We start from the raw sequence: 13,710 nt of genomic DNA, 5'->3' as shown, positions 1-13,710 counted from the left end.
CCGACCGGAGTTCACCCGCCCACCGCCCGCTTCTAGCCTGCGATGACTATGTCTTCCTCTGTTTACCCGGCCGGTTCACCCGCCCCCGTGCAGTCCCCCGACCCGGCCCCCGAACCCCGCCCGCGCCGCGAACACCGGTACGACATCGACCTGATCCGGCTGATCTGTTCCAGCGGTGTGATCCTCAGCCACACGGGCGGCGCCCTGCTGACCGCGGCGGGACGCGAGGCCTCGAACGGCCCCGGCGTCTACTGGGTGGGTCTGGTGGCGGACTCGATCGGCCGCTTCGCCGTGCCGCTGTACTTCACGATCGCCGGATGGGCCGTACTCGTCGGCGCCCCGGTCCGTGACGGCCGACAGCTGTGGCAGCGGATCGTACGGATCGTCGTGCCGCTCGGCGTATGGACGCTGCTCTACATCGCCTGGGGCCGGCTGCGCGACACCAACGACGGACCCGCGAGCAGGCTCGCCCTCGACGCGCTGTTCGCCTCGGTGCGCCCGGCGTACCACCTCTGGTACCTCTACGCCTATGTCCCCGTGATCATCGTCCTGGCGTTCGCCACCCTGGTGAAGTCGGGCAAGCGGCCCTGGGGCCTGGGCACCGCCCTGCTCGTCGTCGCGGCGGCCCCGACCCTGTTCGGCGACATCGCCCAGATCACGGGGCACGACCTGCCGCGCTTCGGGTGGAGCTTCGTCCCGTACCAGCTGGTCTACGCGGCCATGGGCGCCCTGCTCTACGCGCGCCCCGCCGGGGCGTTCGGCAGGCGGAACCTGTGGTGGCTGCTCCCGGCCGGTGTGCTCCTGGCCGGTGTCGTCGCCTATCAGCACGGGGTGCACTACGCGATCCCGAACGCGAACATCCTGGTCGCCCTGTTCAGCGCGGGTGTGCTGGTCTCCCTGCACCGGGTGCGGATCCCCGAGCGCCTGCGTCCGGTGCTGACGCGCCTGGCGGGCGCCGCGTTCGGCGCCTACATGATCCACGTACTGGTGCAGGAGACCCTCACCGACGCACTGGTCGACCCGGGCCTCTCGCTGCCGGTGGCCGCGGCCCTGGTCATCGGCGTCAGCGCCGCAACGGTCGCGCTGTCCTTCGGTGCGGCGCTCCTCTGGGACCGTCTGGGGCTGAAGCGGCTGCTGGGCTGAACAGACCGGGGATCAGCGGCGCTTCAGCGTCCGCGCCCGGCGTGCGATCCGGCGCAGTGTGGCGTTCCGGCGTACGAAGGCCAGGCGCGCGGGGACGACGCCGGGCAGGGCCAGGGAGCCGAGGCGGCGGCGCTTGAAGTAGCGCCAGGTACTGGCGTTCAGACGGGTCGACAGATAGCGCTCGGCGGCCGGCCGCAGGTCGGGGCGTACCCGTGGCTGCATGGCGAAGGCGACCGCCGGCAGCAGACCGCCGAGTGCGTCGGCCACCGAGTCCTCGGTCAGCGGTGCGTGGTCGGTCACGGCGGCGCGATCGGCCAGGTCGGACAGGTCGGGCAGGTCGGCCAGGTCGGGCAGCAGGGCGTCGACGATCGTGACGGGGATCCGCGCCGGGTTCTCGTAGGGCGAGAGGCGCTCCAGGAGCGTCCCGGTCCCGGCCCTGGCCACCGGCAGCCCGTAGTACGCGGCGGCGGTGAGCAGCGCCGTCGAGCAGGAGCCGACGACGAGCGCCGGGCGCAGCCGCTCGAAGAGGACCTCGGCGATGACCTGGCTGCCGGGCAGCCCGGCGTCCGCCACGGTCAGCTCGACACCGAGGCGTACGGCCTCCGCCCGCAGGGCAGGAAGGGCGGGCTCGGGGGAGCCGGGGTCGGGCCGGAGCACGAGGTGCGTGTGACCCAGGGCGGCCGTGCCGCGGATCATCCGCAGGTGCAGCTCCGTCCCGTCGGCCGCGGGAAGCGTCCCGGCGTCGGAGAGCAGCAGCAGTGCGGCCCCCTGCGGAGCCGGGTGTTCCGGTGCGGCAGCCGCCAGCTCACCGAAGACCCTCAGCAGGGCCGGAGCGGGCAGCGGGCGCGGTACGGCGTCGAATTCGCCCAGCAGCAGCGGTGCCAGGCCGGGCAGCAGGTCCGGGTGGATCAGCTGCCCGACCCGGGTGCCGATCAGCGGCGGGATCTTCTCCGCGGTCGGGCCGTAGCCGGTCAGCCCGTCCGTGTACACGCTCACCGGTCCGCCGGTGAAGATCTGGGCGACGGCCTGGGCGGGGCCGGTGTGCGGGGTCTCGACGACCAGCTCGACCTCCTCGTCGCCGAGGCCCCACGCGCGCCGCAGATGGCGCTCCCACAGGGGCACGTCGTCGGGGCGGGGTGTCCAGGCGCCCGGGTGCAGCGGGAAGACCGCGTCGTTCCACGAGCGCACCTCGTCGAACCGGTCCCGCAGCCCCGCGAATCCGGGCAACGCCTCGAACGGCGCCGCCGCCTCGGGAATCGCCGTGGTGTCGGAGAGCACCAGGACGCGACGCCCGGACGCGCCGGAGTCCTCTTTCGCGCCGGAGTCCTCGGGCCCGAAGAAGCCCGCATCGAGTGCCGCGGCGAGCACGGCCAGGCCCCGGAATCCGGAGGCGACAAAGATCTGTACGGTCACGCGGCAGCCGCTTTCTCGGTGACGGCGGGCCGGCGGCGCAGCCTGCGCAGCACGGTCGCCCGTTCGGTGTCCATGGAGTCCAGTACGTCGTCGAGCACGCGCCCCGGCATGTTCCTGAGCGCCGCCGATGCGAGCGATTTCAGGCTCCGGGCCACGGGCGGCTCGAATTTCTCCATGGACCCGATGTGATGGGAAATAACGGCGCAATAGGTCCGCACGGCTTTTGGCAACAGGACTTCCGCGTCCCGGTCGGTCGCGGTATCGGCCAGCACCTGGTCGTACGCCCGAATAAAATCGAGCTGGCGTTCGTCGCCGATCCTGGTGAGGGACGATGCGACGCCCCGCCGGTAGAAATGGCTCAGCGTTCCCAGGACGGCGAAGGATTCCGCCTCCCGGTGCAGCCGCCAGATCCACGGCCGGTCCTCGGCCGTGCGCAGCCCGTCGGTGAAGTGCAGGAGCCCCCGGTCCAGCAGGCTGCGGTGGTAGAGCCCCGCCCAGGCGTACGCGTAGTCCACCGAGGTGGTCCGGCCGACGGGCAGGATCGCGTCCCTGGGGTCGCTCACCACGTCGCGCAGCCCGTGCTGGACCCGGCGCACCGTGCGGGACGTGCCGGTGACCTGGACATGGTCCGTGCGTACGAACGCGCAGCCCAGGGCCTCGATCCGGGCGAGCAGCCGGGTGTAGTGACCGGGTGCGAGCCAGTCGTCGCCGTCCAGGAAGGCGATGTACTCGCCGCGTGCCGCGTCCAGACCGGTGTTGCGGGCGGTGGCGAGACCGGCGTTGCGCTCGTGCCGGTGCACCACCACTCCCTCGATGCCGTCCTGGGCCCGGCGCAGGAGATCCGCCGTCCCGTCGGTCGAGCAGTCGTCGACAAGGATGAATTCGAAGTCCTCGCGGGTATTGGACCGCAGGCTTCTGAGGGTGTCGGGCGCGTATGCCTGGACGTTGTAGAACGGCACGATGACGGAGAGCTTAACCACCCGCATCACGCTAGGGGTGACCCCGGCCTTTGCCTTGACCCCCGTCCGTACGGAAAGTGAACGGCAGGGGGCGGAAAAGTGAACCCGCCCGCATGCGGGCGCGATTCGCCCCTTTCCCGAGCGGAATCCCCAAGCGTCGACCGGCTGTTAACCATCTGTTGCCACCACGTTCGGCCGCGGATCGAAATGGCTTCCTAACTTTTACGACGTGCCCCCTCGTACCGATGACGCGGCTGCTCCCGCCGCCACCCCCGCAGCCGACCGTGCGGCCCTCCGCACAGTCGTGCTCGCCGACTCCGACACCCGGTGGAAATGGGGCGCGCTCACCGCGCGCCGCCTCTCCGGAGCCGAGGAGACCGGAGCCCCGGAGACCGGGACCCCGGAGACCGGCGCGGCCGGGCGCCCCGTCGAGATCAGCGGGCTGCTGCTGCGCGGCCGGGCCACCCCCACGCCCCGCCAGCTCGCCGAGGTCGGCGAGGTCGGGGTGGACGCCGACCGGGTGCGCGAGGTGACGGCAATCGAATTCCTGCACACGGTGCGGGACGAGCAGCCCGACATCGTCGTACTCGCCCTCGTCGGCGGCGCGGTCCAGGCCATGCTGCACGGCCTGGCCGCCCTCGACCTGCCCCGCAGGCCCGTCGTCGTCACCGGCTATGTCGGCGTCGTCTACGAGAAGCTCGCCGACGGACTCCTGCTGCGCCACGGCGCGGACATCGTCCTCGCCAACTCCCGCCATGACGCCGCGCGTTTCCGCGCCGTCTACGAAGGGGTCGGCGCCGACGCCTCCTCCGTCACCGAGGCGGCCCTGCCGTTCCTCGGCGGGGAACCGCACCGGGCCGAGGAAGGCCGCGACACCGTCGTGTTCGCCGCCCAGCCGTCCGTGCCGGCGTCCCGCGCCGAGCGCACGTACCTGCTGCGCAGGCTCGTCGAGCACGCCAGGCTGCACCCCTCCCGCGAGGTGCTGCTGAAGCTGCGCTCCAAGCCGGGCGAGCACACCACGCACATCGAGGAGCTGCCCTACCAGAAGCTCGCCGAGCGGCTCCCCGGCGGGCTGCCGCCCAACTTCCACCTCGTGTACGGGCACATGGGCGAGGTACTCGACCGCACCGACCTGCTGGTCACCGTTTCGTCGACCGCCGCGCTCGAGTCCCTGCACCGGCGGATCCCGACCGCGATCCTCTCCGACCTCGGCGTCCGCGAGGCCCTCGGCAACCACCACTTCATCGGCTCCGGGCTGATCACGTCCTGGGACCACCTCGACGGCGGCCGCCGCCCCGATCCCGACGAGGCCTGGGTCGCCGGCCAGGGCGTCGCCGCCGACGGAACGTACTCCGCGGCCTACGACACCGCACGCGCCCGGGTCGCCGCACTGCTCGACGCCGGGCCGCTTCCCCGCCTCGCCCCCTACTACACACCCGCCACCGCGCCCGGATACCTCCCCGGCATCCTCGCCCGCCACCACCTGGGCCCCGACGGCCACCCGCTGCCGGGTGCCGCCACCCCCAAGGAGACGGGCCGGGTCCGGGGCGCGGTCCGCGAGACCGTACGCAACGCGGCGCGCGGCGCCTACCGCCACGGCGTCCAGCGGGTCGCCCCCGTGATCCGGCGGATGGGCGAGCTGTGACCACCGATTCAGGAGCAACCATGACCCCGCCCTCCACCGTGCTCGCCGTGATCCCCGCCCGCGGCGGATCCAAGGGCGTGCCCGCGAAGAACCTCGCCCAGGTCGGCGGCGTACCCCTCGTCGCCCGCGCCGTCCGCGCCTGCCTCGCCTCGCCCGAGGTCACGGACGTCGTCGTCACCACCGACGACCCGGCCATCGGCGCCGCGGCCCGCTCCGCCGCCGAGGCACTGGGGGAGGAGTCCAGGCTGCACTGCGTGCAGCGCCCCGCCGCCATCGCCGGCGACACCGCCACCAGCGAGGACGCGGTCCTGCACGCCCTGCACACCTACGAGACGACGGCGCAGGGCCGGAAGGCCGACGTGGTGCTCCTGGTCCAGTGCACCAGCCCCTTCATCACCCGCGAGGACATCGACGGCGTCGCCACCGCGGTCAGCCGCGAAGGTGCCGACACCGCGGTCACCGTGGCCCCCTTCCACGGTTTCGTGTGGCGCGACGGCAGCGCGGTCGAGGACGACACGTACGGCGTCAACCACGACAAGGCCGTACGCCCCCGCAGGCAGGACCGACCCCAGGACTACCTGGAGACCGGCGCCGCCTACGCCATGGACGTCGAGGGCTTCCGCACCCACCGTCACCGCTTCTTCGGCCACACCGCGCTCGTCCCCACCGACCCCGCCCGGGTCCTGGAGATCGACGACCCGCACGACCTGGCCCGCGCCCGCGCACTCGCGCCGCTCCTCGACCCCTCCCCGTACCCCACCAGGGCGGATGTCGACGCCGTCGTCCTCGACTTCGACGGCACGCAGACCGACGACCGTGTCCTCATCGACTCCGACGGACGCGAGATCGTCTCCGTGCACCGGGGTGACGGCCTCGGCGTCGCCGCCCTGCGCAGGTCCGGCCTGCCGGTCCTGATCCTCTCCACGGAACAGAACCCGGTCGTCGCCGCCCGCGCACGCAAACTCCAGGTCCCCGTCCTGCACGGCATCGACCGCAAGGACCTGGCGCTCAAGCAGTGGTGCGAGGAGCAGTCCATCGCTCCCGACCGCGTGCTCTACGTCGGCAACGACGTCAACGACCTGGCGTGCTTCGGCCTGGCGGGCTGGCCCGTCGCCGTGGCGAGCGCCCACGACTCGGTACGCGCCGCCGCGCGCACCGTGACCACCCACCCCGGCGGCTCCGGCGCCATCCGCGAGATCGCGGCCTGGCTCCTGGGCCCCACCCTCTCCACCGCAACCCCCGACGTCCCCACCACGTAAGGAAGCACCACCATGAGCGACTCCTCCCGCCTGCGCACCTTCGGCACCCGCACCGCAGGTCCCGGCCACCCCGTCTACGTCACCGGTGAGATCGGCATCAACCACAACGGTGACCTCGAAAACGCCCTCGCCCTGATCGACGTGGCCGCCGAAGCCGGCTGCGACGCCGTCAAGTTCCAGAAGCGCACCCCGGAGATCTGCACCCCGCGCGACCAGTGGGACATCGAGCGCGACACCCCCTGGGGCCGGATGACGTACATCGACTACCGCCACCGCGTCGAGTTCGGCGAGGCCGAGTACACCGCCATCGCCGAGCACTGTGCCAAGCGCGGTATCGACTGGTTCGCCTCCCCGTGGGACAACGAGGCCGTCGCCTTTCTGGAGAAGTTCGACGTCCCCGCCTACAAGATCGCCTCCGCCTCGCTCACGGACGACGAGCTGCTCCGCACCGTGCGCGCCACAGGACGCACCGTCATCCTCTCCACCGGCATGTCGACGCCGAAGCAGATCCGGCACGCGGTCGAGGTGCTCGGCAGCGACAACATCCTGCTCTGCCACGCCACTTCGACGTACCCGGCGAAGGCCGAGGAGCTCAACCTGCGGGTCATCAACACCCTCCAGCAGGAGTACCCGAACGTCCCGATCGGCTACAGCGGCCATGAGACGGGCCTCCAGACGACCCTCGCCGCCGTCGCGCTCGGCGCCACGTTCGTCGAGCGCCACATCACCCTGGACCGCGCCATGTGGGGCTCCGACCAGGCGGCCTCCGTCGAGCCGCAGGGCCTCACGCGCCTCGTCCGCGACATCCGCACCATCGAGGCGTCGCTCGGTGACGGCGTCAAGAAGGTCTACGAGTCGGAGCTCGGCCCGATGAAGAAGCTCCGCCGGGTCGCGGGTGTCGTCGCCGAGTCCGAGAACGCGCCGGCCGCCGAGCCGGTCGCGGTCTGACGGGCCGACCGGTGAACCTCGCCTTCGTCGAGAGCCCGGTCCAGCTCCTGAACGTCCTGGAGTGGACCCACACCCGGGGAGGACCCGACACCACCACCGTCGTCGTCCTCCCCCCGGTCGACCCGATGTCGCGCGGACAGCTGCGCAGGATGGCGGAGCTGGCCCGCGACGAGGGCATCACCGTCCGCTGGCAGGAGGCGCGCGGGGAGACCGGCGCGCCTCTGAAGGCCCTGCGGGCGCTGACCGGCCTGATCCGCAAGGCCGACCGCATAGTCATCGGCGACCCCTTCTCCCGCTACGTGCAACTGCTCCTCACCCTGGTCCGCGTCCGCCGGATCACGGTCGTCGACGACGGCACGGCCACCATGGAGTTCATCGCCCAACTGGCGCGCGGGGAACGCCTGGTGCGCTGGCATCGCAGGGGCAGCACGGGCCCCCGCGAGCTGCTCCTGGCCCCGGTCACCACCGCGGCCCGCCGTAGCTTCACCCCCTCGGCCTCCCGCACGGTCGAGGTGTTCACCGCGATGCCGGTGGAGGCCCCCGACGGTGTCGAGGTCACGGCGAACACCTTCGCCTGGACCCGGGAGCGCTTCGGACCGCCCCTCATCACCAAGGGCGCCGACCTGGTCGGCACCTCCCTGGTGGAGACGGGCGTGGTCGACCCGGCCCCGTACGAGGAGGCGGTGACCACACTGGCTCGCACCCACGGCGCGACGCGGTACTTCGCCCACCGCAGGGAGACCGCGGACAAGCTCCACGCCCTGGAAGCCGCCACCGGCCTGGAGATAGTCCGCCCGGACCTCCCCCTGGAACTCATCGCCCGCAGAGGCCCCATCGGCCACACGGTCCTGAGCTTCCCCTCCACCGTGGTCCACACCCTCCCGCTGGCCCTGGCGGGCACGGGCGTGAAGGTCGCGGTGTGCAACATAGAGCCGGAGTGGCTCCGCGAGACGGCGTCGCCACGCGCCCAGGGCTTCCTGAGCGGCGTGACCGAGACGGCCAAGGACGTACAGCGGCTGGCACCTTGGAGGGCCGCGGCGGTCCCGGAGAGCTGATGCGGGGTGCTGGTCCCGCGAAGCGGGCGGGGAGGGGTCACCGGGCCGGGAGGGTGAACCCCTCGGGGGGCGACCACGAAATCCTTACCGGTCGGCGTTGCGCCAGACGGTCAGGTCTGCGAGGAGGAAGGCGCTCTCGGGCATCGCGGTCGACTTCGTCTGGATCACGTACAGCCCGATGTTGCCCTCGGCGTCCTTCATACAGATCTCGGAGCCGGCCGCCGTCGAGGCCAGTGGCCATCGGTGGCTCGTGGCGTCCTTGAGCATGAGACGGCACGCGGCGAGGGTGGTGCCGTGTGATCCGAACATCTGGACGAACACGGTCTGCTCGCCCTTCAGTTCGCAGCCGCTCGACTCGCAGCCGAAGCGGATGTCCCCCTTACGGCTCTTCAGCTGTGGCTCGGATTCCGCCAGGCTGAGCGAGTTCTTCGCGTCCAGCCACACCTGGGAGAAGTCCTCCGGCCGCGGATCCCGGGCCGCGCCCCCACCGCCCCCGCCCGCGCCCGCCGTGCCGCCCGCGCCCGCCGTGCCGTCCGCGCCCGCCGTGCCGTCCGCTCCGGCCGAGGCATCCGCGGGGGATCCGGTGGCGAGTCCGGGGACGGATTCCGACGGGTCCACCGCCGTTCCGGCGTCCGCCCCGGATGCGGATGCGGACGCGGACGTGGACGCCCTGCTGCCGGAGCCGGCGCCCCGGTCGCCGAACCGGTCCGCCGCGTCCATGAGCGTCCAGGCCAGCGCGACCACCATCAGCGCCCCTCCCGTCACCCCGGCCGCAGCGATCAGCGCGGTGCGCCGCCTGCGGGTCTTGCGCGGTTCCGGCGCGGGCACCGGCGGCTGCGGGAATCCCGGGACGGTGGGCGTGGGCACCGGGGGTATCGGGGGCTGCGGGTAGGCCGGGGTCGGCTCGGCCACCGGTGCCGGAACCACAGGCTCCGGCCCGGCGACCTCCCGCCACACGGCGGGCCCGCCACCCGCGTCGGCGTCCGCATCCGCCCCCAGCCGCTGCCGGCACCACTCCACGACCTCGGCGGGCGTGGCCCGATCCGCCGGATCGGCGGCCAGGCATCGGGCGAACAGCGGGCGCAACGACGCGGGCAGCAGGGACAGTTCGGGCTCGGAATGCACGATCCGGTACAGCACGCTGACAGCCGGACCCTCGCCGTACAGCGGCCTGCCCAGCGCGGCGAACGCCGCCGTCTGGCCGAGTGCGAAGACGTCGGTGGCGGCCGTGACGTCACCCCCGGACGCCTGTTCGGGGGCCATGAACGGAGGCGTACCGATCGTGCCCTCGGTCGCCGTGTACGAGGTGCCGTCGGCGGCCAGCGCGATACCGAAGTCGATCACCCGTGGGCCGTCGGCGGCCAGCAATACGTTCGACGGCTTCAGGTCCCGGTGCACGATGCCCTCCGCGTGGATGGCCTGCAACGCCTCGGCCACCCCCGCCATCAGCCACAGCACCGCGGCCACCGGCAGCGGCCCCTGCCGGGTCACCGCCTCCGTCAGCGAAGGCCCCGGCACGTACAGCGTGGCCAGCCACGGTGGTACGCCTTCCGCGTCGGCGTCGATCAACTCGGCGGTGTACGCCCCCCGCACCCGCCGGGCCGCCTTGATCTCCCGGCCGAACCGTCGCCGGAAGCCGGGGTCATCGGCCAGTTCGGGGCGTACGACCTTGAGCGCGACGGGCCGCCCACCCTGGGTGTGCGACAGATACACCCGCCCCATCCCACCGGCGCCCAGCCGCGCCGCGATCCGATAACCCCCCACCAGCGCCGGGTCATCGGCTTGAAGCGGCTCGAAGGCACCCATCGCACCCTTGGCACCCTTGGCATCCATCGCATGGCTCATCAGCCCGTAACCCCCCACGGTCATGCATTGGCCAACGACCGCAGCCTATGCGGGCCGTCGCCTCGCCGCCGCCCCGTCACCGGAAGGGGAGCCGGGCGCAGCGTCCAGGGGCTGGAGCAGGGGGCGCTTCGCGGCACGGCCGTCGCCGGATGACCGCCCGCGCAGTCGACGCCCGAGCCAGGGACCGAGGAAGGCGGCGGCCCAGCGCACCTCGGCCCCCGCGGCCTGCAGCCGCGAAGGAAGCTCCTGCGCCGGCAGGGGAAGCGTCCAGGCGTCGTCGCTTCCGGGCAGCTGGACGGCCTGGGCGATGGCAGCGGCGATCCGCTGGTGGCCGAGGGAGCTGGTGTGGAGCCGGTCCGTACTCCACAGCCGTGGATCGGCGGCGACGGGGTGCCGGTCGATCTCGGCGACCGCCACCCGGTCGGCCCAGCCGCGCAGGCAGGTCAGATACGGCCCGATCCGCTCGCCGCCGAGGAGGAACTCCTCCTCGGCCATGTCACCTCGGAGCTGCCGCAGGAGCCCGCCGAGAAGCTCGATCTTGCCCTCGGCCGCAGACGCCCGCTCTTCGAGCTGCTCGATCACCGACTCCGTACCGACGCGGTCCGCGAATACGGATGCGGGCCCCGGTGGGGTGGGGGTTACGGACGTTGATATCGGACAAAACGCCGGATCGCTTGTCCGTAACCTCCCCTGTGACTCGCCCCGGGGGGTTGGGGGGCGGTTCAGTTGCGTTGGATTCCGGCGAGCAGGATGTCTGCGAGCTTCTCGGCGTAGTCGTCGGCGTCGATGTGGGAGCGGCCGGTTCCGATGTATCCGAGCATCATGTCGATCGCGCCTTGGTAGGTGATGGCCATGACGCGGGTGTCGAAGTCGCGGAGACTGCCCTCGGCCTGGCCGCGCCGGAACAGTGTCTCCTGCGCCTGGTAGGTCTCCTCGTAGACCTCGAGTGTCAGGCGCGGAGTGCCGTCGGGATTCCGCAGGTTGTGGACGATGTGGTCGAGCGCGGTGAGTTCCCTCCGGTGGGTGACGCTCAAGGACGCGACGCCGCGCAGGGCTGAGCGAATGATGTCCGGGACGGGGTCGGTCAGGTCGAGCGAGTCTGCGATCCGGTCGCGGATGGTGGTCATCGTCGCCTTGGCCGTGGACTCCAACAGGTCGTCCTTGTCGGCGAAGTAGTGCCAGACCAGGCCCTTGGAAACGCGGGCCCGTTCGGCGACGCGGGTCAACGACAGGCCGCCGTAACCGCAGTCGGCGAGTTCCTCCACGGCCGCGGTCATGATCTGTGCCCGGCGTTGACTCTCGTCGAGCCGCTGCCGTCGCGTACCGGGTTTCGTGGTGGGTGAGGACGCAGGAGTCATACGTTCACTGTGGACTGTCCGTTCCCTCCGCGGCGACCGGCCGACGGCTCCGGTTCCGCCCCCGGCTCCGTTGAGCTCGGGCGGACAGGACCGCCAGGGCCAGCATCATCGCGGCGATGACGAGCATCTCCACGCGCATCCATACGGGAAAGGCGCCCGGCAGCGCGGCCTCGACGAGGTTCACGACCAGGAGGACGCATCCGATGACGGTGAGTGCGCGGAGGCCCGATGGGCTCCCTCTGAGCGCGGCACGCGTCCGCAGGGGCAGTACGACCGCGAACACGGCGACGATCACGGTGTGGCCCCATGCCTCCGAGGTCGCCAGACGCGGTGTCACCACGGCCAGGACCGCCAGCGCCGCCAGGGTGCCCAGGACCACCACCACGTAGCCGGCCACCAGCCGCTTCGCCCCTGTGAGTGACGGTGACACCGCTGGCAGGGCCGATCGTGTCGGTACGGGTTCCCCGGTCTTGTCCCTTCTTGCTTCTTCCCGGTTATTGACCATGCGGTCAACAGTACTCCTCCTGTTGACCGCGTAGTCAATAGGAAGAGGATCGATTACCTCGGCGCTCGGTGCTCGGGGCTTGATCTCCGCTGTCCGGGCTTCACGCTCGGGGCCGTTGCGGCCTCGCGTTGCCTCGCGTCGCGCTTGAGTCGGCGGAGCATACCCGCCGCAACCGGTCGTCACACCCCGCGCCGCCGATTTTTGTTGCGCTGAGCGGCTGAACTTTTGTTGATCTGTGGCCAGTTGTAGGTGCCAGGGGCCTACCCTTGACTGGGTGAACCAGTTGAAGTCCCGTGCGCCCCACGCCGAAGCCGTCCTGCCCGGCACCCTGTCCGACGACCTGCGTGCCGAGCTCATCGCCTTCCGCCGTGATCTGCACATGCACCCCGAGCTCGGTAACCAGGAGTTCCGTACCACCGCGGCCATCAAGGCCAGGCTGGAGAAGGCCGGTCTTGAGCCGCAGGTGCTGCCCGGTGGCACGGGGCTCGTCTGTGACGTGGGGGAGTGGGACGGCGTGACGCCGATGCTGGCGTTGCGGGGCGACATCGACGCGCTGCCGATCCCGGACACCAAGGCGGGCGTCTCCTACCGGTCCACCGTGCCCGACCGCGCCCACGCCTGCGGGCACGACGTGCACACCAGCTGTGTCCTGGGTGCCGGGCTCGTGCTGAGCGATCTGGACCGGCAGGGGCAGCTGCCCCGCCCGGTGCGGCTGCTGTTCCAGCCCGCCGAGGAGGTGCTCCCCGGCGGCGCGTCCGACGTGGTCGCGGCCGGGGTGCTGGAGGGCGTGGGGCGGATCATCGGGGTGCACTGCGACCCGAAGGTGGACGTGGGCAGAGTCGGGCTCCGTATCGGGGCGATCACTTCGGCCTGCGACCGGCTGGAGGTGTCGCTCGACGGCCCCGGCGGGCACACCGCCCGCCCGCACCTCACCACCGATCTGGTCACCGCCGCCGCCCGGGTGGCCACCGACGTGCCCGCGCTGCTCGCCCGCCGCGTCGACGCACGCGCGGGCCTCGCCCTGACCTGGGGTCGCCTCCAGACGGGCCACGCGCCGAACGTCATCCCGCAGCATGCCGAGCTGTCCGGCACCATCCGCTGCCTCGATCTGGAGAGCTGGCGTCAGGCGCCCGACCTGGTGCACGCGGCGATCGACGAGGTGGCCGGAATCCACCGGGCCAAGACGGTGATCGACTACGTACGCGGGGTGCCGCCCGTGGTGAACGAGGCCGAGACGATCGGCCTCCTCGACGCCGCGATGACCATCCGCCGCGGGTCGTATGCGATCGAGGACACGGAGCAGAGCCTGGGCGGCGAGGACTTCTCCTGGTATCTGGAGAAGATCCCCGGCGCCATGGCGAGGCTCGGCGTACGTACGCCGGGTGACACCCGTGGACTTGACCTGCACCGGGGCAACTTCGACGTGGACGAGGAAGCGATCACCGTCGGGGTCGAACTCTTCACGGCCGCCGCGCTGCTGGACGCCTGAGCGTGGCCGGCGGGGGAGGCGCCGGATGTGCGGCGCCGCCCCCGTTGTTACTTGCTGGTCATGGGTCGTGACCGGACAGGACATCTTCTGT

12 protein-coding genes are annotated in these 13,710 nt (G+C 71.8%); 6 read left to right on the top strand and 6 right to left on the bottom strand.

Features of this window, described 5'->3' with window-relative positions; translation table 11 throughout:
• Positions 1 to 42: 42 nt before the first annotated feature.
• Entirely contained in the window at positions 43 to 1,143 is a 1,101-nt protein-coding gene (locus OG623_RS12770; RefSeq protein ID WP_406146427.1) for an acyltransferase, read from the top strand.
• Positions 1,144 to 1,155: 12 nt separating this feature from the next.
• On the opposite strand, the gene OG623_RS12765 is transcribed toward OG623_RS12770, so the two are convergent.
• Positions 1,156 to 2,556: a hypothetical protein gene (locus OG623_RS12765; RefSeq protein ID WP_406146425.1), complete on the bottom strand. Its 1,401-nt coding sequence runs from the start codon at positions 2,554 to 2,556 to the stop codon at positions 1,156 to 1,158.
• Positions 2,553 to 3,536, bottom strand: coding sequence for a glycosyltransferase family 2 protein (locus tag OG623_RS12760; RefSeq protein WP_406146423.1), 984 nt, complete (start codon positions 3,534 to 3,536; stop codon positions 2,553 to 2,555). The genes OG623_RS12765 and OG623_RS12760 overlap by 4 nt, the downstream gene beginning before the upstream one ends.
• Positions 3,537 to 3,744: 208 nt before the next feature.
• Between OG623_RS12760 and OG623_RS12755 the strand changes: the two genes are divergently transcribed.
• From OG623_RS12755 to OG623_RS12740, 4 genes are read left to right on the top strand one after another with little or no spacing between them, the layout of a single operon-like run.
• On the top strand, positions 3,745 to 5,160 hold the full coding sequence (locus OG623_RS12755; RefSeq protein WP_406146421.1) for a DUF6716 putative glycosyltransferase: 1,416 nt from the start codon (positions 3,745 to 3,747) through the stop codon (positions 5,158 to 5,160).
• 20 nt (positions 5,161 to 5,180) lie between these two features.
• The gene (locus OG623_RS12750) at positions 5,181 to 6,419 is read left to right on the top strand and encodes a cytidylyltransferase domain-containing protein (protein ID WP_406146420.1); all 1,239 of its coding nucleotides are present in this window, start codon (positions 5,181 to 5,183) and stop codon (positions 6,417 to 6,419) included.
• Positions 6,420 to 6,431: 12 nt separating this feature from the next.
• Positions 6,432 to 7,367 (top strand): N-acetylneuraminate synthase family protein, encoded by a 936-nt coding sequence (locus OG623_RS12745; RefSeq protein ID WP_406146418.1) that lies wholly within the window; start codon positions 6,432 to 6,434, stop codon positions 7,365 to 7,367.
• Positions 7,368 to 7,378: 11 nt separating this feature from the next.
• Positions 7,379 to 8,422 carry a hypothetical protein gene (locus tag OG623_RS12740; protein ID WP_406146416.1) on the top strand — a complete coding sequence of 348 codons (1,044 nt, stop codon included), beginning with the start codon at positions 7,379 to 7,381 and terminating at the stop codon, positions 8,420 to 8,422.
• An 84-nt stretch (positions 8,423 to 8,506) separates the two neighbouring features.
• On the opposite strand, the gene OG623_RS12735 is transcribed toward OG623_RS12740, so the two are convergent.
• From OG623_RS12735 to OG623_RS12720, 4 genes are all read right to left on the bottom strand, one after another.
• On the bottom strand, positions 8,507 to 10,228 hold the full coding sequence (locus tag OG623_RS12735) for a serine/threonine-protein kinase (RefSeq protein ID WP_406151802.1): 1,722 nt from the start codon (positions 10,226 to 10,228) through the stop codon (positions 8,507 to 8,509).
• An 84-nt stretch (positions 10,229 to 10,312) separates the two neighbouring features.
• Positions 10,313 to 10,921 (bottom strand): hypothetical protein, encoded by a 609-nt coding sequence (locus OG623_RS12730; RefSeq protein ID WP_406151801.1) that lies wholly within the window; start codon positions 10,919 to 10,921, stop codon positions 10,313 to 10,315.
• 68 nt (positions 10,922 to 10,989) lie between these two features.
• Positions 10,990 to 11,625, bottom strand: coding sequence for a TetR/AcrR family transcriptional regulator (locus OG623_RS12725; protein ID WP_406146415.1), 636 nt, complete (start codon positions 11,623 to 11,625; stop codon positions 10,990 to 10,992).
• A gap of 4 nt (positions 11,626 to 11,629) precedes the next feature.
• Positions 11,630 to 12,055 carry a hypothetical protein gene (locus OG623_RS12720; protein WP_406146413.1) on the bottom strand — a complete coding sequence of 142 codons (426 nt, stop codon included), beginning with the start codon at positions 12,053 to 12,055 and terminating at the stop codon, positions 11,630 to 11,632.
• A gap of 349 nt (positions 12,056 to 12,404) precedes the next feature.
• Between OG623_RS12720 and OG623_RS12715 the strand changes: the two genes are divergently transcribed.
• A complete protein-coding gene (locus OG623_RS12715; RefSeq protein WP_406146411.1) occupies positions 12,405 to 13,619 on the top strand; it encodes an amidohydrolase in 1,215 nt (404 codons plus the stop codon).
• The last annotated feature ends 91 nt before the right edge of the window (positions 13,620 to 13,710 follow it).

This window comes from Streptomyces sp. NBC_01012, assembly GCF_045162755.1.
GTDB lineage: Bacteria > Actinomycetota > Actinomycetes > Streptomycetales > Streptomycetaceae > Streptomyces.
The sequence above is the reverse complement of the archived record's forward strand: the minus strand, read 5'-3'. Positions and strand labels throughout refer to the sequence as shown.